Below are 19,912 nucleotides of genomic sequence, written 5' to 3' on the forward strand. Positions count from 1 at the left end.
TTCTCCGCAAATGCGAGCGATCTTGGTTGGTCTCACGGAAGTTCGCCAGGGAGGTGATCATCCGCGGCATCATGGTTCCCCAGAAGATAGCGAACGAGCATCGTAAGTTCCTCTGAGTTAAGATCGTTGACTAAGCCTGTCGGCATGATGGATTGGCCCGACGCCTTGGAAATCTCAATCGTCTCCTTGGCGATCGTATGTATTTTGTCGCCCGATAAAATCTGGATATGCCCATTCCCGGACTCATGTAGGATTCCCGTAAGCACGCGTCCTGAATCGAGCAACACGGTTGTGCTTTGGAATTGATCCGATATCGCTTTGCTTGGTTCAATGATGGCTTCCAGGAGAGCCTTCTCATCAAACTTGCCGCGGACATTGCTCAAGTCTGGACCGATTGCTCCCCCTTCTCCATCGAACCGATGGCACTTAATGCAGGTTGTCACGTGAAAGAGATTTCGTCCTCGAACCAAGTCATCTTTCGTAGTTGCCGGGGAATCTTGTATCGCGGAAAGGGCATCGCTTGCCGCCCAGACACGCCCTGGACCTTGAGGTGGGGTGGTCTTAATCGGTCGAATTGAGAACTCCGGTAGAGGATGATTCCCTGCAACGGCTTGCAATTCACTCGGCAGACGCTTTAAAGCCCGTTCACGAATGGCACGTAAGTAGTCCATGTATGCGGCACCACCTTGATAGCGGGTGGCATCACTCAAGAAGGTGAAATACGCTTCAGCTTGTTCCGCCGTCCAGTGCTGGCTCAATTCCGCAAGAAACGTCGCCAACTGCAACTGGTGCTCAGGCGGAGGGTTTTCCAGATAACGTGCAAATGTCCCGCCATACGCAGAAGATGGATTTTGCTTTAGGATCTTCGCATCTGCCCAATCAGGCAACTGCCTCTGGTGCGGTTCCGCAAGCCAATCAAAAGCGTGATCAAGGATCTGCGGAGACCCTAGAAAGGCGAACAGGCGTAACAACTCTTGTCGAATCAGTGGTGACGACGTCTCGGCCAGCGGCAGCAACGCCATGGCAGCGTCTCGTTGGCTGGACGGCGGCTGAATCCGACTCCAGGTCAACGCCTTCGCTCGCAAAAGTCCTAAGACTTGCGTCTCACTCAAGGACGCCCATTGAATTTGAGACAGTTTCTCGTCGACCAGGGAAGCCGCGGCGTGATCTCCGACACGCCCGACGGCTACAGCAGCCGTAATAACGCCCTGAGGGTTCGCCTCGGCCTGAAGATAGGGAAGCCAGGACTCGACTGGCTGTGATTCAACCGCGATCCGAGCTGCATAACGAAGGTATCGGTCATTGCTTGATAAGTAAGGCCATGCCGCACGCACGGCGTCGGAATCGACCACTCCGTGGAATGCTTCCAGCTTCCTGCGCACCCGCAACGTTTCGGGACGTTCCGCTGGCAACGGAGACGCTGGCGATCGATCGCCAACGTATCGGACGCGGAATAGCGACGAAGAAATGCCGCGGCCTCCCGTGAGAAATACCAGCGATCCATCGTCAGCTACCGTGGCACCTGTTACGGGTAACGGGCTGCCACTAACAAACGTTTCATAATGGGCCTGGAATGTCGCACCGTCATGTTCAAGGAATAGGGCACGGATGGTTCCGTACGTCCAGTCCAACGCAAATAGAGCGTTCTGATACTTCGTCGGAAATCGCGTCCCCTGACCACTGACAATGGCTGTTGGTGACCCCGGTCCGAACTCAACGATCGGGGGAAGAACATCTTCATAGTAGGCAGGCCATTTGTCCGAGCCACCCCGCCAACCATACTCACCACCACTAACGAGGTGATAGAGACGCGTGGGACGGTACCATGGCATTCCCAGATCCCATTCCTCATCCGAATCCGTGGCAAACCATTCGCCCTGGTCATTCGAGGTGATGCCGTATGCGTTTCGTAAACCGGATGCGAAAAGATCGAGTTGGTCGGACTGCAGGCTCTGAAGACCTACCCAGCCGCCAGGAGCAACCCAGTTTTTACGATTCAACATCGACTGGGCGCGAACTCTCTCCATGAGCGTGTCTTCGAAGACGGCAGGATTCTTGCTGGTGAGACCTGGGGGCGTCTGGGTTCCGTTACCTGCCACCAGCATCAACGCGTTTCGTGAGTAAGGTGCGATTGAATGAACACCATGTTCGCCTCGACCACCAATCTCTTTCAGCGGTCGAACCGACTCGAGTTGTCCATCGCCATCCTTGTCCTCGATTGCGAATAACCCCTTGCCACTTACGAGAGCATACAACACTCCCGTCTGGAAAATGAGGCCATGGGCAGCACTCAATTCCACCGGCAACTTCTCGACATGTGCGGTCCCATCATCCACGAAAGTAACATGGAATAGGCCGTGCTCCTTCTCAGCGGAAGTAAAGAAACCTCCATTCCCATCGGTGCAAATACTCACCCACGACCCATACGAGCTGGCAACGTCGAGTAGTTTTTCCACGACGAAACCCTCGGGTTTCGTGATGTGTGCCAGATTGGTACTCCAAGGGTTCTTCCAGGGAGAAATGCCGAGCTGTCCAATCTCGTGGGATGCCTGCCAACGACCTCGTTCCGGGCGATCATGGCCAGGCCAGGTATGCCACGATTGGTCTGTACCTACGAGAATGCTTTCCCCGGATGGGGATTTCGCTTCCAGCCAGGCGATCATTCCGGCAGGCCCGTTAAGATTACGAGCTTTGACAGTGATGCTGTTCTTACCTTTCCTCAGCCGCGACGTCACATCCACCGAGCGCGGATTTCTCCACGTTTCGCTGAATAGTATAAAGTCGCCGTTTACCACCAGGACAAAGAAATCATCCGCGGTGATCTTGAGGCTGGCATGCTCTGGTAGGATGTCGAGTTCAAACTCTTTCTCGAACGTGACTTCGCCCGTGGTGGAATCCTCTTCCCCCCAAATCCACTTGGGAACGCTGGAGGAGGTCGGTACCTCTTCGGCTTGAATACCGGGCACATAAGGCCCCGGCAAGGCCAAGGCAAGGAGAACGAGCAACTGCTTAAGGTAACGCATATGTCTGTCAGATAAGAAAGTAAGGCGAGGCTTCTGGGGTTACTTGTTACGCGACTACTTCACCGTGTTCGAGAGAGTTCCGATCGGATCAATCGTCACCTCAACGTGGTCACCATGTCTGAGAAACTTGGCCAACTCGTGACAGCCAGGGACGCCAAATGGGGTGCCTGTAAAAATCATGTCGCCAGGACGCAGCGTATGTCCTTGACTGGCGAAGCTGACACAGGCCTGAACGTTGTGAATCATGTCGCTTGTGCTATCGTCCTGAACGACCTGCCCATTAAGCCGGGTTTCAATGTGAAGTACGTTCGGATCGGGAATGTCATCGACGGTAACGATAGCAGGACCAATGGGTTTATAGCCATCAAAACCTTTGCCTTTGGACCACTGGCCACCCACGTTGGCACCTTGCCACTCGCCAGTGCAGACGTCATTCCCTACGGTGTAACCAAAGACGTAAGCGAGCGCCTCGTCAGGCGAGATATCAACGCCTTTCCGGCCGATAACGACAACCAGTTCGCCTTCGTATTTCGTTTTTTCGTGGGCGAGTGTTCTCGGCAGGCAGACTTCCCCGCCTGGATCATTGATGGCATTGGGCAACGAAAAGAAAACAACCGGATACGGCGGCACCTCGACTTGGAGGTGCTGTGCCAGGCGATGGTAGTTGCACCCAATTCCTACGATCGCACCGGTCGCGGGAGCAAGCAAGCGTTTGACGTCGACAACTTCGTCTGAAAGGGCGTAGGAGCCGTAAAGCTCACCCGTAATCAGCTTGGCACGACCAAGCGAATCGTCCAAGGGAACTCCGTAGTGGACGGTGTTGTCAGCGGTTTGAAAGCGAATGATCTTCATGGTGGTGGTAGTCAGTGAAGTGAGTTGGTGGGCTTAGGCTGGCGAGGAATTCGCGACGACTTGCTGCTTGGCGAGTTTGCGATACCGGAATAGCGTTGGTTCGGTATACCCATTGGGCTCGTCAACACCTTCCAGCACGAGCGTTTGAGCGGCCTGAAAGGCCAAGGAATCTTCCGGCGATTCTCCGAAGGGGCAATACTCCGAGCTTGCTCCTTGTTGCTGATCCACAACCGCTGCCATCGCATTGAACGAGGCTTCGAGTTCTTCATGGGAGATCACCTTGTGAAGCAGCCAGTTTGCTAATAGCTGACTGGAAATCCGCAAGGTTGCCCGGTCCTCCATCAAACCTGTCCCATTCAGATCCGGCACTTTGGAACACCCGACGCCAAGATTGATCCACCGGCTGACATAACCGAGGATGCTCTGGCAGTTGTTGTTCAGCTCATGCTGAATTTGATCCGGCGAAAGATCTTGAGCGTCGAATGGTTCTACCGTCAATAGTCCTGCCAGGAGCGACTCGCAGTGGTCGCCCGTACGTTGACTTGCCGCCTCAAACTGGTGGTAGTGAATCGCGTGTAATACGGCGGCCGTAGGTGAAGGGACCCAAGCGGTCGTCGCCCCTGCTTCCAACTGCTTGTGCTTGCTGCCAAGCATTTCGGCCATTTGATCGGGCATGGCCCACATGCCTTTGCCGATCTGGCCCACCTGATCAAGCTTTGACGCGTGCCCCGCCGCCACGTTGTTGCGTTCGTAGGCGTTTAGCCATACCGATTCCTTAATCGCATCCTTGCGGACAAACGGGCCCAACTGCATTCGCGAGTGGATCTCATCTCCGGTGCGATCAAGAAACCCTGTATTGATAAATACAACACGACTCGCCGCGCGTTCCAGACATGCGAGAAGGTTCGCCGACGTGCGTCGTTCTTCGTCCATGATGCCCAGTTTCAGGGTGCCTTCCGGCAGACCGAATGCCGACTCAACCTTGGCGAATAGGTCGACAGTCAACGTGACCTCTTCCGGCCCATGCTGCTTTGGTTTGACAATGTAGACGCTTCCTGTCTTGCTATTCTGGAAACGACCCTGCCCCTTAAGATCGTGCAGTGCGGCCAGAGTGACGAGAACCGCATCGAGAAACGCCTCGGGAATGGGAATTCCGTCTTTGGTTAGCACGGCATCGGTGTGCATATGCATTCCCACGATACGTACCAGAAGCAAGCTACGCCCTGGAAGGTGAATCGTCTCTTGGCCAAACGTTTGGAATTCGCGGTCCTCGCTCAGAACGCGATTGATTTGATTGCCACCTTTACTAAAGGTGGCCGTTAGATCTCCTTTCATTAGGCTAAGCCAGTTTCGGTATACCTGGACTTTATCAACGGCATCCACAGCTGCGACGGAGTCTTCGCAGTCTTGAATGGTGGTGACTGCCGCTTCGAGAATGACGTCCTTGATGCCGGCAGCGTGTTGTTGTCCCACTGGATGGTTAGGGTCGACTTGAATTTCAATATGCAGACCATGATGAGCGAAAAGCAAAGAGAATACTGAGGCGGAGGACGCGTTGTACCCTACCAGGCAATTCGGATCGGCAAGCTTAGCTTCGTTTCCCTGTACCGTCAGAAAGGACACCGCGACCGAACCATTGTTCTCGTTGAGGACGATGCGGTTCAGTTGATTCCAGGAGAACTCTTGGAACGGTAGGAACTCGTCGAGATATCGGTTCGCCTGCTGAATGACCAGCATGCCACGAGCTTGGTCATAGCCGTGAACCGCTTCGCGTGTGTCTTCGAAGGGAATCGCGTTCGTTCCGTACAGAGCGTCGAACAAACTTCCCCAGCGGGCATTCGCCGCATTGATGGCGTACCGTGCGTTGTCCAGCGGCACAACCAACTGGGGAGCTGCAATGGTGGCAATCTCGGGGTCGACGCCTTGAGTGGTCACCTTCGACTCACTTGGTGGGTCCACGAGATAGCCGATCTCTTTAAGAAACGCCTGATGCTCGGCAGCGCTAAATGAAATGCCGCGGTGATCCTTATACCATTGATCGAGTTTGGCTTGCAATTCATCTCGCGTTTTAAGCAACTCACGATTTCGCTCGCCCAACTGTTCTACCAAGCTGGCGAGTAGACGCCATACTTCATCGCTGGTCGTGCCTGTACCTGGTACCACTTCTTGAGCAACGAAATCAGCGAGTTCATTTGCGATTTGGAGTCCTGCGATAGAGCGGTAGGATGTTTCAATCATTCCAATGATGTCTTAGGTTTGAGCGAATCGGTTTGGTGTATTGCTGACGCGTGCGTGTTAGTTTTCTTGAACTTGGGTTAACGCCCGCTGGGTCTCTTGCCAGATTTCCCAGGCAACCGTCTCCAGATAGCGGGCATCTTCTTCCGAAAGGGTTTCGGTCAGCCCCGCACTCGCGTAGGCCTGCATCCATTTGGGAAGACGTCTCTGATAGTCATTGGGCTCGAACTTAGCGAACGCTTCGTCCAATGTGGTCTTCCGTTGTGCACGCTCCTTTTCGCCCCAGTGGTGCCATACAGGGAACGTGCGCGGCAACTGTCCGACGGGCGACTGCTGCGTCAATGCGGCATAGAAGCACGCCGTATTGAGAAAGTGTCCCAGGTTGCCTGGGTGAACAGGATCGTGTGGGTCTTGTAGCTTCAAATCGGGGCGTTCTTTGGCAACGCGTGCCCAAGCGGAAGAACAAGGCGCAAAGTGCGTCACATTATTTTGTTTCGCCAACTCCAGAATCCGCTTTCGTCCCTCCTCATGGAAGGGAGCATCTCCCCAGCCCGACTCATAGAACACCGGCTCCCCACCTGCGGCACGAATCGCCTGGCAGTAGGTCGTGACTGCTTGGGCATGTTCGCTTTCGGCCAGCGATGGGCCGGTCTCCATGATAAATCGCGTGAACACCATCATCGTGACGAAATCAAACTTTTCGGCTTGCACCTTCCCCAAAAAGGTCTGACCGGGCTTTACGCCGTATTGGTAGTTATCGAAGCCAGGTTGCAGGTAGACCCGGATGTCGTCACCACTTCTACCGACAAGTTCTGCAGTGGCAAGACACCCTTCCTTGCCAGACACTTTTTTTGACACGACCTGGCCAACGGCATCTGGCAGGTCATTCCAATACAAGCTGCTACTGCCTGCGAAGAGTAACCGTACGCGGCAGTCATCAGACTCTTGTGCCTGTGCTGCTGACCAAAAGGGTGCGCAGAGCAAGAGAATTAGCACCAAGAAGCGATTCATTTCGTTCTCTTTGTTGTGGAATGGAGGGAGACGCAGTGCAACCGCGTTGGCTAAGTGGATGGGGAGTTTCGAAGTTCGATCGTTCCGCTGCTGTCTGCGAAGTTGTCGATCTCGATCCCCGCTGCTTGGGCCTGTGAAAGCCAGAGGTTCGCGACCGGCTTCTTGCCACCAAAACGGTGATGAATTCCGGTTGGGACTTTACCGTGAAGGTTTCCGGCAGTGATAACCGGAAGGTCGTTGTAGTCGTGAATCTGACCATTCCCCATTCCACTGCCGTAGGTCAGCAGGCTACTGTCGAGCAGCGTGCTGCTACTATCGCTCATGGCTTGCATGCGTTCCAGGAAGTACGCAAACTGCGAGACGTGAAACTCATCGATCCGCTGTAGCTTCTCCTTCGCCTCGTCACCCTTTGTATGGGTCAGTGCGTGGTGGTTTTGCGGACTGTCGAACACGCCGTGGTACATACGTGGCGTATCCCAACGCTCCGGATCAATCACCAACGTGGCGACTCGCGTTAGATCTTGCTGAAACGCGATCGTGATCAGATCGACCATGACACGGATATACTCGCCGCGATCCTCCGGCATACCGGTGGGGCGCGTCATGGGGCTTTGATGACGCTTGGCGGCATGCTTCTCGGCTTTTTGAATTTTCTGCTCGACACTTCGCACCGAGTCGAGGAACTCGCCCAGCTTGCTCCGGTCGCTTGGACCAAGCGAACGTTCGAGTCGGCGGGCATCTTCCATCACGACATCCAGCAGGCTGGCCATGCGTGGATCGGGCTTGCCGAACAAGCGATCGAATACATCTCGGGGGTTTTTCTGGGCGTTAGCGGCGTAACCGGGACCATGCCAAGAGATTGTCTCGAAGTACTTGGTTTCACGCTGATTGGTATGGTCGTTGCAACTCAGTTCTATCGACGGCAGCAATGTCCCGCCGTTAATTTTCCGGGCAATAATCTGGTCTAACGAGGTGTTGGTCGGAAACCCACCATCCAGTGCCTCAGTCGGTGGCGAACTGGTGAGCCAACAACATCCTGCTTGGGCATGGACGCCGGTGCCTCCACGAAATTCACGATCCAACCCGGTGTAAACGTTGATGTCGTTGCGGAACTTCGCCAAAGGTCGAAGCGTACGGCTCAACTCCCACTTGCGGCCACTTTCTTCTGGTGTCCAGGCATCCTGCACGACGCCGTTGGGGACATAGATCCAAGCGAAACGCTGGGGCGCGATGGGCTCACTAGCAGCCATTGCCGGCTGCATAGCCGACAGCCAGGGTAGCCCCATGGCGACACCAGCCCCGCGAAGGAACGTGCGGCGGGAAAGGGCTCGACTTGCAAACGAATTTCGATTCTTATTCATTCCTACTCCTTCTTGTTCGGAACGCATCGGATTGGACGATTCCACGCACAACACTTGAGAACCGATAGTTTTCCGACTTAGCGCCGCTGACAATCTCTTGAACGGCCGGAACGTCGTAGTATTCGAGATCTCGAGACAATGCATACGAGAAGAGATGCTCGGCAAAGCCTCTCGCGAAGAGATCTTGTTTGTCAATTAGCTGCTGTTTGAACTCGAGAGGGTTCCCGAATTTGCCAACGCCAGGAAGTTGGCCCGACGAGTCAATTGGCATGCCTTGCTCTTCGACTCGCCATTTTCCGATGGCATCGAAGTTTTCCAGGGCAAACCCGGGCGGATCGATTTGGTCGTGACAGACGGCACAGGCGTGATTGGCCCGATGCAGTTCCACCTTTTCGCGTAAAGAAAGCCCTTCGATCCCTTCTTGGTCCTCGATATCACCCACCGCAACATTGGGTGGCGGTAAGTGGCGATTGAACAGCGTTTCCAAAAGCCACACTCCGCGGCGAATCGGACTGGTACGGTGCGGCAGTGATGTGGCGGTCAATATGGCGGGGCTGGTCACAACTCCACCGCGTTCCTCGGAGACACGTCGAATGCGAAACCAGTTACGGTCATCCTTCAGCAAATCACGATCGATCGCTCTTGGCTGGGCACCGACCAGAGTAAGTTCCTCTGAGTTTAATTTGTAGAATTGCACCATCTTGCCGTTGACGAACGTGTAGTCGCTGTCCAGCAGGTCAACGACTGAGCGATCCTCAACCAAGACGGCCTGAAACAGAAGCAACACCTCGCCAAACATATCTTGGGCTAGCGTTCGCTTGTTGTTGATCGCACTGTAGAACTGAGGGAATTGTTTAACATCAGGTTGGGCCGACCAAAGCTCTTGTAGCTTCAACCATTGCACGTAAAAACTTTCGCTCAGCTCTATTGCCCGCGGATCAGCCAACATGCGTTGAACTTGCTGGTCCAGCACTTCTCGTTCGAGAAGACGACCAGAGTCGGCTAGTTCCGACAGTTCATCATCCGGCATGGTGCTCCATAAAAAGTAACTGAGACGTGTTGCCAACTCGTGAGCTGTGAGGGCAACGGCATGGTCGGCGGTTCCCTGCGTGCTCTCCTGCTCAGGCTGGGGTGCGTTCAGGTAGAGAAAGCTAGGGGAAGACAGCACCGCCTGAACGACCGATCGCATCGCGTCTTCGGGACTTCCGCCGCGAGCGAGTACCTGGTCGTGATAGGTCGCAAACAAGGCCAGTTCTGCGTTGGGGACCGGGCGGCGAAACGCACGACGCAAAAAGTGCTCGATGCGGTTCGTAGAAGACTGTTGTGCAATCGACTTGTCGACTTTTGCGGAAGCATTCGTGGGCTCGGAATTCGCCAGAGGTTCGATCGGCTCCTCAGCCATGACCAGCCCCTGATCGACAGGCGGGTCGCGTGTAATGATTGCCAAGTCATCCAGTAGCACGTAGTCACCTGAGTACGCTTGGCCATCCACGACCAGCCGTGTGATGAAGCTATCGGGAGGAGACTTCAACGCGACGAAGATATTCTTTCCGTCACTCATATCGATGTCATGCATCGACATGTCGCCGGAGTTCGTACGTACGCCAATCCGGATACTGCCAGACTCTCCCTTTCGACTTAGCAGTACTAAGCCGATTTCCGAGACACCTGAGAACGGTATTTTATTGAAGTCATGGAATGCCAGTTCGTATTGCTTTTGCCCTCGATTCCGATTGGCAAACAATGTTTTCCCACTGGTTTCCTCCGCAGTGCCAAAGGAGGCAATCCACCAGTCCTCGGTAGGATTGATTCCCAAGATACGAGCCGATGACATTCCGTAGGAAAAACCCACAACGCCACCTTTACCAGGCACGATGCTATTGGTTAAGCACTCTCCATCAAATACGCCTCCTCTGCCTTCCGATTTAGCAATGGCAATCCGCTGCTGGAACGAGGCAAGGTCAAACGCACTTGCGTCCGCCGTGGCGGTAACGTTCGAGTTTGGGGCTATTTCAGAAGTGGCCACGACGATCGAATTGCTCAGCGTTTCCTTTTTCTGCGATGGCTGGGAGTAATTGGCCGAGGGAAATAACTCTTCCATCATTTTGGCACGGGTGAGAAGATCTGGATGGAATGCGATTTCGCCGGCGATCTTGATGTATTCCTCGAGTCGGGCAGCCGAAAAGTCTTGGGCATCGCCTCGGTTCACGAAGCCACTATCGGCCCGACTATCACCCGGAATGCCAGCATCCATCAGAAACACCGGGTACTTGGCACCATACTCCCTGGCCGACATCCGAAACTGCCCAGGCATTTCTTTGGTTGCCGGCTGAAAGTGATCTCGCTGAAACGGCAGGCGTTCGGAAAAGATGAACACGTCGGTATCCAACCCAAGCAGGTCGCGCACGGTGTTGTTGTATTCCAAGCGAGTTAGGCGGCGAAGGACCGGTTTTCCTGGCCAGTCGGTCGAGTGACTACGTGCGACCTTTAACCAGCGGCGCAACTCTTGTTGAAGCTCAACTCGCTCGTGATCCGAAGGCTGCTCCTCTTCACGCGGGGGCATCTGATGCGACTCAATCACATCGAGCACGCGTTTGACAGCAGGTCCGTTTTCCTTCCAATCATCAATACGCAAAAGGCCGGTCAAACTAAACCCACCCTCAGGGGACTCATCTGGGGCGCCATGACAAAAGGTGCAGTGATTCTCCAGAAGCAACTCGGCCTTCCGAAAGTCTTCCCCGACCACGACCGAAACTGAGGCGAATCCAACCAGCAGGCACCAAATAAAGGTACTCAGAACCCGAGATCGTCTCGGAACACGCATTCTCGACTCCTAGTCAACGAAGCAGGTCAATCGGGGAGAAAACCGATAGGATATATCCGCAAAAAGCGACGAAAGAGTGGACGATGTCCGATCGACACTGGATGCGAATAAGAGGGCAATAAGGTCACTTTGTGTAGTAGCTATCTGCGCGCGTCGACGAAATCAGCCTCAGAAATTCAAAGGAAATCCGTTCTTTTACGTGATGCCAGGGACCCGTCTGGGCGAGGAGTGTCATCTCCCTTGAATAGGGGCAAATCGTTTTTTTCAGATTTTTAACGGCAGATGTGCCAAAATCGGGGAGATATTCAGCCAGTCGTAGCAGATACCTTATCCTCGGAAGCGTAGGTAAGTTTTGTCAGAGCCCGATAAGACATCCCGTTTTGTGCAGTTACTCGTGCAGCATCAGGATGCGCTGCTGCGATTCATCCTGCCTATGGTTGGCAACCATTCTGATGCTCAAGACGTCCTTCAAGACACGGCAACCGCGATGTGGAAGAAGTTTGGCAACTATGACGATGCCATGCCGTTTTTCCCATGGGCGCGACAATTTGCCCGAAATGAAGTCCTTCACTTCCACCGCCGCAGCCGCAAGCACGCTTTCCTGAGCGAAGAGCTGTTGCAAACCCTGCTGACCGAGAGTCAAGACGAAGAAGCGATCTACGAGGAGAGAAAGCAGGCCTTGCGAGAATGCCTGTTAAAGCTCCCAGAATCGGACCGAAAGTTGATCCAAGTTCGATATGCGGAACAAAACCAATCTATCGAAGAACTTTCGCGGGGAACAAGCTTCTCTGCGAATGCGTTCTACAAGTCGCTGGGAAGAATCCGCCGCGTCCTGATGTCCTGTATCAATCGCAAAGTGGCTACCCACAGCTAAAGTAGAAATCGACGACATGAGCTCACAACAAGAACAAGAATTGCTCAAGCTATTAGATCGTCTGCTCGACGATCAGCTCGACGAGCAAGGCAATCAGCGACTTGCGGAACTTCTTGAATCGCCGGATGCACAACAAATCTACAAGCAGTACATGTGGCTGCATGCCGACCTGTTTCAAGCGGCCGGCCATGATATCGATAGCCTCGAACTTCCAGCTAAGCCTGGACCACATCGCCTGAGAGCCAGGTCTTCCGGATGGATCTTGGGCCTGGCGCTTAGCCTTACGATCGTCTTCGCCGGACTTTGGGGAGCAAGCCTATGGGCTCCTGCCAGACCGCAAGAGTCGCTTGGCGAAATCACACACAGCGAAGACGCCAGATGGCAGTCGGAAGGACAGCCTCAAGATGAACTGGGGCAAATTCATCGGGGAAACTGGGAGCTTACTTCTGGTTCCGCCACCATCGTCATGAATAGTGGCGCCGAAGTCTCCCTCCGTGGCCCCTCGAAGTTCCAAGTACTCGACGCCAAGGCAATCCAACTCGATTTCGGTGACGTGACCATTCACGCGCCCGACTCCGCGGTCGGTTTTCGAGTGCTCACACCGACCGGCGATATCGTCGACCTGGGAACTGAGTTCAATGTTTCGGTCGACAACTCAGGGGAAACGGAAGTTCATGTCTCGCAAGGCGTCGTTGTTGCCAAGTCGGTCAGCAATGGATCGGTCGTCCCCATACTTCGCGGCGAAGCGGGGCGAATTGATCGCACGCTGGGCGACATCATGCCTACTCCGTTCGATCTTGCTCGATTCGGCAAAGAGGAGAAACCTCAGGAAGCCCCAGGGCAGAGAACTTCCTTGGGCAAATTTGCCCCGATCCCAGGCGACGCACGCATCGTTTTCCTGGGCGATAGCGCGACCGATCAAGAGACCTACATACTTTTGATCAAGCAGTATCTCAAGCAAGTTGGTACCCACGCGGATGTCCGCTACTTCAATTCGGGGATGACATTTCAGTTCTTCTTCGACGAGGCAAACTTCCAACAACACGTAGCCGCATTCGCTCCGACTCATGCGGTTTTGGAATTTGGGACGGAGCTTGCGATCAATTCAGTCGACCCGGGTACATTTGAGCAACAACTTCGACAGCTTTGTAGCCGACTAGAAGCGACTTCCATTGAGCCTGTACTGGTGATTGACTACCCATTCAGCGCTGGATCTGCCGAGATTCGCACGCGGCAACAAGTGTATCGTCAAATCGTTATGGGCGTCGCTCGAGAATTCGGATATCGCATTGCCGATGCCGAGTACCACTTTCTTTCATCGCCAATCCAGCAGGATCATCTCGTTTCCAGCGACGGTCGACGCCCCTCGTTTGATGGGCACCGTCTCCTGGCGAAAGCAATTCTGGAGAGCTTGGGCTATTCAGACGGTGACATTGATCGAACGATCGAGATTTCGATGCTTCCGGGAGTGATCCAAGACTGGAAGTACAAGACCAAGGAAGACGACCAGCCACTCACGGCACAAGTCGTGCGTGCTCTTCAGACAGACGTGTCCTGGAAGGAGATTTCGCTCCCTCTTCCAGAAAACACGTTTGCGAAGCGAATTGCCGATGAGTCGCACCTGGTCGGTTACCGCGATCGCTCACGCGGATACGCCACTAGCCTGCCAGCGAACTATCGCCCAGGGATTGTGGCCGTATCGCAGATTGAATGCGAAGCACCGAAGACGGCCTATGTCAACGTCGGTGCCTCCGTTCACGCAGTCTGGGTCAATGGTGAACAGGTTCTGCGACTAAGTGAATGGACCGGTTGGCATGCTGGCAAGAAGCGTGTAGCCGTCGCACTAGCGGCCGGCAAAAACCAAATTGTGATCGAAGCTGGCGATAACTTTTTTGTAAGTGTGACCGACGATCGTGATTGGTCGCTCTGACCGATCCGTTCGTCGCTTGCCGCCTAGGAAACGACTTAAACATCCTTACAAGACCTCCAATACGTATTTGAAATGTTTCTACAACTCCCTTCAATGTAGTGTTATTTCCGAATCAGCAGATTACCCCATCGACGTGCCTCGTGAGCGCAGCCTCAATCGCTCGCAATGACGATGTCAATTTGCCTCGGATGATTTTTCTTCTCTGTTTTTAGGAACCCATTCGATGTCTCGTAATGCCTCATCCTCTGCACAATCATCTCGACGAGCCTTTACGCTTGTAGAATTGCTCGTCGTCATCGCCATTATCGGAGTGCTCATCGCACTTCTCTTGCCGGCCGTCCAACAAGCGCGAGAAGCTGCTCGTCGTATGACCTGTACGAATCATCTCAAGCAGATGGGTTTAGCCCTTCATAATTACCACGACACATACGGAACGATGCCCCCAGGCTGGTTGGTCCATAGCAATACCAATGACTCGGCATGGGGTTGGAACGCACTCATTCTTCCATTCATGGAACAATCCAACCTTCACGATGCACTGAACGTAACCTCGAAAACGCTTCAGCAGGTAAAGACCGAGTACAGTGCGTCTTCACCAACCGCTCAAGATCTGGCGTTAATGACGACCATCGATATCGCTCTTTGCCCATCCGACACTGGCCCGCCACTGAACGATACGAAACACATCAACACGCTAGAGGTTCCCCTGTCCAACTACATCGCTTGCGTTGGCTTCTCAAGTGCTCAAGGGACAACGAAAACGAAACATCCAGCTGGGCTGGGGCTATTTATTGGCAACGATGGCCGTTCTTTTCGCGACATCGTCGATGGAACAAGCAACACCATTGCGGTGGGGGAAAGAAGTTATCGCCTAAACGGTCGAGCCGCAGTGTGGGCTGGTCCGGGACGCGCCGGACAAGGCAGCTCTACCGATGGTGTGCAGAACGTTTCTGGCGGTGTTTCCTTTACCCTGAACGGTCCGGAGTCACGTGGTGGCTTCCGATCATTGCACCCTGGCGGAGCAAACTTTGTCTATGCCGATGCCTCAGTCCATTTCGTTCCCGAGACGATCAATTCCGATCGAGGAAACTGTCCGGAGTGGTTCTGCAATACCTGGTCAGACCAGCAAGCCGTCACCGACGAGCTTGGCGTGTTTCAGCGCCTGGGCATGATTGCCGACGGCATGGTCATCTCGGAATAGTATTGATTAAAGGGGCACGCACGCTGCGAGTATGGGAATTCTCGACTCGCAGTGTGCTCCTTACCCCCGCTCCCCATCTGCGGACGATTCTTCGTAGGACACCTTTCAATGCTTAAGACTTTCAACCACCACGCTTGTATCGCACTTTCCATCGTCTTGTTGGCGGCCTCTTTTGGTTGCAGTAACACGCCGGAGGACACCGGTCCTTCCACGGCGGAGACGTTCTCCAGCTATGTTGCCTCGCTGGAAGGTGCCGTGAAGACTGCCCATCCCCAGGAACTTGCCGCAGCGTCAGAGGAGCTTGCCGAGTCAGCGGAACTGGCCTCCAAATCGATACGCTCATCGAATAAGGAAGAAGTACGCCAGTTGGTAAGTGAGTTTCAACAGTTTTCTAAAGCCGCAGCTAGCGAATCAAAAAAGGACCTCGTGCAGCGTATCGAAAAGATGAAGTCGCTTGTCGCGGAACTCGATAATTGATCAACGATAGCGGCAATGTGTTGTCCCACCGCTCTGTTATGTGCTGGCATCCTATTGGCGAATATAGCAAGGAACGTCACCCGTCAGTTCGTTCCTTTACTTTAGTGTTTTGTAGCAAGATAATGCGACCAAGGTATCGCTGACGTTCTCTTCCGCAAAAGCAAATTGCATGTGAAGGACTGATGGACATTGGACTTACTCGGGTATACAGCTAAGAGCTACCGGTCGATCGGATTCCTGCGATCACCCGTAAAGGCGTTTCTACTCGCATTTTCCAACTCTAAACTCTGTAATTCCCTCTTCTTGCTTTCGCCCCGCAATCCCCATTTGCTCTTGTCTCTTTCTGTCCTGATCCAGGATCCAGATCCAGTAGCTCCTCAATGCGAGAATGAAGCGACGCATCCCCATCGACATTTACCTACGTGGCCTGCTTGATGGTTTGAAGCTTTGTCCGCAACGGTTGAGGACTAGCCGAAACCTTCTTGAATGTGGGAGTAGGCCAATACGCTTCACGGCGTCTAGTGTTCATGTTGATCATTAAGGAAGTTCTCGTATTGGAGAATTGTCGCGTCAGGCGACCGTTACGCGACAATTCGTTTCTAGACTTCGGCTACGGCTTGCGAAGCCGCGGCCTGGTGGTCGCCTGCTAGCATTCTGTGGCAAGCCGTGCATCTCCATGATTCACGGGAAGCTAGACATGCAGCCCAATTTGGTGGCGGCCAAGCTTGAGAAACTGCTCCATGATTTCAGCGAAAAAGCCGTTGCAACTACCGTCAAGGGGAAGACGGCTCCGGCAAAGCGGAAGAAAGTGAAACGCACGAAGGAGGAGATTCGTCGTCAACAGGATCAGTTCCATGCAAAGACGGTCAAAGAGATCGACTCCCTGCTGGAGGACTATTACACGAGAATCTCGCAAGAAGGTGCCGATAGTATCGGCGCAGCCTACGCTCGCTTCTCGACGAGATTTCAAGATTCAATCGCAGATCAACTCCGATCGATCCTCCAGGATGCCGTACGGTTGGACATCTATATTCCGCGCGAGTACGTTTTCTTCGACCTTGCAGTTCGCGGCTTTCAAGATCGGCGACCTGGCCTCATGGCTCTCAGGAAGATGTTAGAAGCGGGAAACATCCAAACGCTCATGGTCTTCACCACGTCCCGACTCTACCGACGAGCCTACAAGTGCTTGCAGTTTGTTGAAGAGGATTTGGTCGAGCAAGGCATTCGTGGAATCTTCGTCAAATCGCATATCGACACCGCCGACGGGGATAACTGGCGAACGACCTTACAGGCGTTGGCCAACATTGATGAGGCGCAAGTCCGCGTATACGGGGCGCATATTAATGCATCACACGAAGGGCTGTTCGACAGGCAGATGGTCCATACGACCCTTTCCCTAGGCTACACCGGTGAAATCGTTGAAGGTGAGTTGACGCGGCGGCAGCGTCCTCGGCGAAGGATCGTCATTGATCCTGAATCCGCTCAATGGATAGTTCGGATCTTTTACTGGTATGTGGTCGATCGGATCAGTATTGCGGAGATTGCAAGGAAGCTCAACGCAGACGAGAACGCCCCTGCCCCGGAGAATTCAATTACCGGCCTTTGGACGCATGCTTTGGTGCGAAAGCACCTATCCAATCCCCTATATCGCGGCTGGTGGGCTTATGGGGCGACGGAGACCAAGTGGAAGAGCAAGAAGGATTATGCTGCTCAAATTCCCCGGCAAGCCCCATTGAGGGAAGCCCATTTCGACGATCTACAGATCATTCCGGATGAGTGCTGGTATGCCGCTCAAACGCTGCTTGCTGCCGAAACAAGCAAGTCGGGGCGAAAACCTACGACAGGAGACCGTGATAAAGGACCTCGCCTTTTGCAAGGTATGTTTGTCTGTCCAGAGCACGGTCGCCGACTTGCAGCCGGGGGGGCAAATGGTCGCATGTTGCTGTGTCCGTGCTGCCGCTACATCGAATCAAATAGTCGACCGATCTTTACTCACTTGAATCGGAAACTGGCTCTGCGATTGACGTGCGATCACCTTATCGATTGGATCCGACCGTCGGAAGAACTTATTGATTCGGTAGTCGAGGAATGCGAACGTCGTTCCGCAGAATTGCAAAAAGAGGACCCCTATATTCTGCAGGCTCTGAAAAAACGGGCGGCCGAGCTCAAGGCCACCATCGACTTCAATCGTCGCAACCCTGGGGTTTCTGAGGATGAACAGCGTCAGACCATGCTGATCCTCAAGGATCTTCGCCGACAACAAAATGACGTACTCGTCCGTCTCAGTTCCATCGAGGCCGCACAGCAGTCACCACCTCCGACGCCGAGCCGTGAACAGGTTGCCGAGTTCCTGGACGCAACAAGAGAATTGATACAACAGGGGCTAACATCCAAGGACGAATCCTTGCTTCGTAAGATGCGCCTATCGATGGAAGGCATAATTCTGGGTAAAGTTGAAGTGCATCAGATGGGGGAACGTAGTAAAGCGAAGGGTTGGCTGCAGGGCCGATTGCGGATTGATGTCGCTGGTTTTGTTGTCAAGGAATTGACCGGAGTTTGTTGTGCGGACTCGAACACCGTTCAGGAAGTGACGATCGACTTCAAAAAGGTTGACCCGCTCGACGAGCAATCGGAAACGGCGAAACGACTCTGGGATGATGGACTTCTTCTTAATGCGATCGCCCAGCAAATGGGCTGCTCTCCAGCGTACGTTACCAAGCTAATCCAACATTGGCACGATAAACGCGGCTTGCCGCGTCCCAATAATAAGCGACGCCGAAAACAGTTAGAATCTAAGCAAATTAAAGTCCCCTCGTACAAGGAAATCGCCAACCAGGTGCATGAACTCATGATAGCAGGGCAATCCAACTTGGAAATTGGCAGGGCTTTAGGAGTTTCGGACGCCACCGTTGCCAAAGCGATTAAATGGTGGCATGAAAAGCGAGGCTTGCCGGTTCCGACCGCCGCGGATCGACGACAATTGAAGCTCTTGCGAGCAAAAAAGATGCTCGCCGAAGGTATGTTGGTTACAGATGTCGCGGCAAAACTCGAATACACGCCTCGCGGCCTAAAAATGGCACTCGCCAAGTTCGCTGCCGATAATGGCGAGGCAGCACCGGATTTCCGTTCGCGCCGTGGGAATGCCAAAGCCGGATCGGCGGCGAATGGCAAAGAACTAGGCTCTGATAAGTTGGCCGTCTGAAAATAGATGTTCATGCCGGGCCGCGAACCAGCATGTCGCCGATCCGTTCGCAGCCCTAGTCAGGGTGTGCCTGCTTGAGCATCAGAATCGTCCGATTGGTCAGCCCAGGTAGTCTGCTTCCTTTCTTCGAGCCTCTAGGCTAGTTGATCAGACCGCCCGTTCCGCTGCAAGGTATCCAGCAGCAGAAGCTTCTACTGTGGCAAGATGGGCGTCTGAGGGCGATCAACACCGGGAGCGAAGGTGGCACGTCGCTTGGTCCTGACAACCGGAAGTGGAGCCTCTTTGCCCCACGACAGTGAATCTGGCAACTCGGAGATCCGTTCTTTAGGGAGAGGACGAGGCCAAGGAGACTGATACTTTTCATCCGACACAGGTGGAAACGCCTCTTGCATTTGCTCGGCAGCCGGAGTCTTCAACGTCGGCCCTGCGGGTCCGACGATTGGAACTGAAACGAATACTTTTTGTAGGTGGCTTCTTAGCTGCGCTCGCTGAGAGGATCTGTCGAATTGGCCACGCGCCAGATAGGCTCGTCGGATGGATGTTACAGGACACATCTACGGTCCATTTCCGAACTTCGCGAGGGTTTTAATTACCAATTGAGGTTTGGATCGACCTCCCTGTTGAGGCTTTGCCCAATGAGATAAATGGGAGATCGAGGTTTTCGTTTACGAGGCAAAAATCGTCTCCAATCACGACTCAAAGGGTTGTTCAGGGGCGATTCCTAAATCTCTGTACCGGAATTGGAACGCGTAACCTCAGAAATGGAAATGAGTTGCGGAATTCACTTTGAAAGTGGAATCCAAGATGGTTGTGTCCACGACTAAGTTTATTTCAACTTTGCCTTATTGAAAAATGATCTTTCGTTTTCGATTATTGGACAAAAAAGCCGATTAGCGTTGAGATGCTCTCGGAGCTGATGGGC

General features: G+C 53.7%; 11 protein-coding genes. 5 read left to right on the forward strand and 6 right to left on the reverse strand.

Features of this window, described 5'->3' with window-relative positions; translation table 11 throughout:
• Positions 1–32: 32 nt before the first annotated feature.
• The 6 genes from LA756_RS02210 to LA756_RS02235 all read right to left on the reverse strand — a co-directional run bounded on the left by LA756_RS02210 (position 33) and on the right by LA756_RS02235 (position 11,129).
• Positions 33–2,966 (reverse strand): c-type cytochrome, encoded by a 2,934-nt coding sequence (locus LA756_RS02210; protein ID WP_224438251.1) that lies wholly within the window; start codon positions 2,964–2,966, stop codon positions 33–35.
• Positions 2,967–3,077: 111 nt separating this feature from the next.
• Positions 3,078–3,875 (reverse strand): fumarylacetoacetate hydrolase family protein, encoded by a 798-nt coding sequence (locus LA756_RS02215; RefSeq protein WP_224438252.1) that lies wholly within the window; start codon positions 3,873–3,875, stop codon positions 3,078–3,080.
• Between the two features lie 33 nt (positions 3,876–3,908).
• Positions 3,909–6,113 carry a malate synthase G gene (locus tag LA756_RS02220; protein WP_224438253.1) on the reverse strand — a complete coding sequence of 735 codons (2,205 nt, stop codon included), beginning with the start codon at positions 6,111–6,113 and terminating at the stop codon, positions 3,909–3,911.
• A gap of 57 nt (positions 6,114–6,170) precedes the next feature.
• Entirely contained in the window at positions 6,171–7,121 is a 951-nt protein-coding gene (locus LA756_RS02225; RefSeq protein ID WP_224438254.1) for a hypothetical protein, read from the reverse strand.
• A gap of 50 nt (positions 7,122–7,171) precedes the next feature.
• Positions 7,172–8,482, reverse strand: coding sequence for a DUF1552 domain-containing protein (locus LA756_RS02230; RefSeq protein WP_224438255.1), 1,311 nt, complete (start codon positions 8,480–8,482; stop codon positions 7,172–7,174).
• Complete coding sequence (locus LA756_RS02235) at positions 8,475–11,129, reverse strand: DUF1592 domain-containing protein (protein WP_224438256.1); 2,655 nt, start codon at positions 11,127–11,129, stop codon at positions 8,475–8,477. Before LA756_RS02235 ends, LA756_RS02230 begins: the two co-directional genes overlap by 8 nt.
• Before the next feature lie 559 nt (positions 11,130–11,688).
• Between LA756_RS02235 and LA756_RS02240 the strand changes: the two genes are divergently transcribed.
• From LA756_RS02240 to LA756_RS02260, 5 genes are all read left to right on the forward strand, one after another.
• On the forward strand, positions 11,689–12,180 hold the full coding sequence (locus LA756_RS02240) for a sigma-70 family RNA polymerase sigma factor (protein ID WP_224438257.1): 492 nt from the start codon (positions 11,689–11,691) through the stop codon (positions 12,178–12,180).
• A gap of 16 nt (positions 12,181–12,196) precedes the next feature.
• Positions 12,197–14,110, forward strand: coding sequence for a FecR domain-containing protein (locus tag LA756_RS02245; RefSeq protein ID WP_224438258.1), 1,914 nt, complete (start codon positions 12,197–12,199; stop codon positions 14,108–14,110).
• 223 nt (positions 14,111–14,333) lie between these two features.
• Positions 14,334–15,311 carry a DUF1559 domain-containing protein gene (locus LA756_RS02250; RefSeq protein WP_224438259.1) on the forward strand — a complete coding sequence of 326 codons (978 nt, stop codon included), beginning with the start codon at positions 14,334–14,336 and terminating at the stop codon, positions 15,309–15,311.
• A gap of 108 nt (positions 15,312–15,419) precedes the next feature.
• Positions 15,420–15,788, forward strand: coding sequence for a hypothetical protein (locus LA756_RS02255; protein WP_224438260.1), 369 nt, complete (start codon positions 15,420–15,422; stop codon positions 15,786–15,788).
• 697 nt (positions 15,789–16,485) lie between these two features.
• Complete coding sequence (locus LA756_RS02260; protein WP_224438261.1) at positions 16,486–18,990, forward strand: recombinase family protein; 2,505 nt, start codon at positions 16,486–16,488, stop codon at positions 18,988–18,990.
• Positions 18,991–19,912 lie beyond the last annotated feature (922 nt).

The sequence above is a fragment of the Bremerella sp. TYQ1 genome (genome assembly GCF_020150455.1).
Taxonomy (GTDB): domain Bacteria; phylum Planctomycetota; class Planctomycetia; order Pirellulales; family Pirellulaceae; genus Bremerella; species Bremerella volcania_A.

What these genes read in the sequence shown, in the direction of transcription:
- LA756_RS02225 (WP_224438254.1), bottom strand. Translation starts at nt 7,121, where the DNA reads ATGAATCGCTTCTTGGTGCTAATTCTCTTGCTCTGCGCACCCTTTTGG.
- LA756_RS02260 (WP_224438261.1), top strand. Translation starts at nt 16,486, where the DNA reads ATGCAGCCCAATTTGGTGGCGGCCAAGCTTGAGAAACTGCTCCATGAT.
- LA756_RS02245 (WP_224438258.1), top strand. Translation starts at nt 12,197, where the DNA reads ATGAGCTCACAACAAGAACAAGAATTGCTCAAGCTATTAGATCGTCTG.
- LA756_RS02255 (WP_224438260.1), top strand. Translation starts at nt 15,420, where the DNA reads ATGCTTAAGACTTTCAACCACCACGCTTGTATCGCACTTTCCATCGTC.
- LA756_RS02250 (WP_224438259.1), top strand. Translation starts at nt 14,334, where the DNA reads ATGTCTCGTAATGCCTCATCCTCTGCACAATCATCTCGACGAGCCTTT.
- LA756_RS02220 (WP_224438253.1), bottom strand. Translation starts at nt 6,113, where the DNA reads ATGATTGAAACATCCTACCGCTCTATCGCAGGACTCCAAATCGCAAAT.
- LA756_RS02230 (WP_224438255.1), bottom strand. Translation starts at nt 8,482, where the DNA reads ATGAATAAGAATCGAAATTCGTTTGCAAGTCGAGCCCTTTCCCGCCGC.
- LA756_RS02215 (WP_224438252.1), bottom strand. Translation starts at nt 3,875, where the DNA reads ATGAAGATCATTCGCTTTCAAACCGCTGACAACACCGTCCACTACGGA.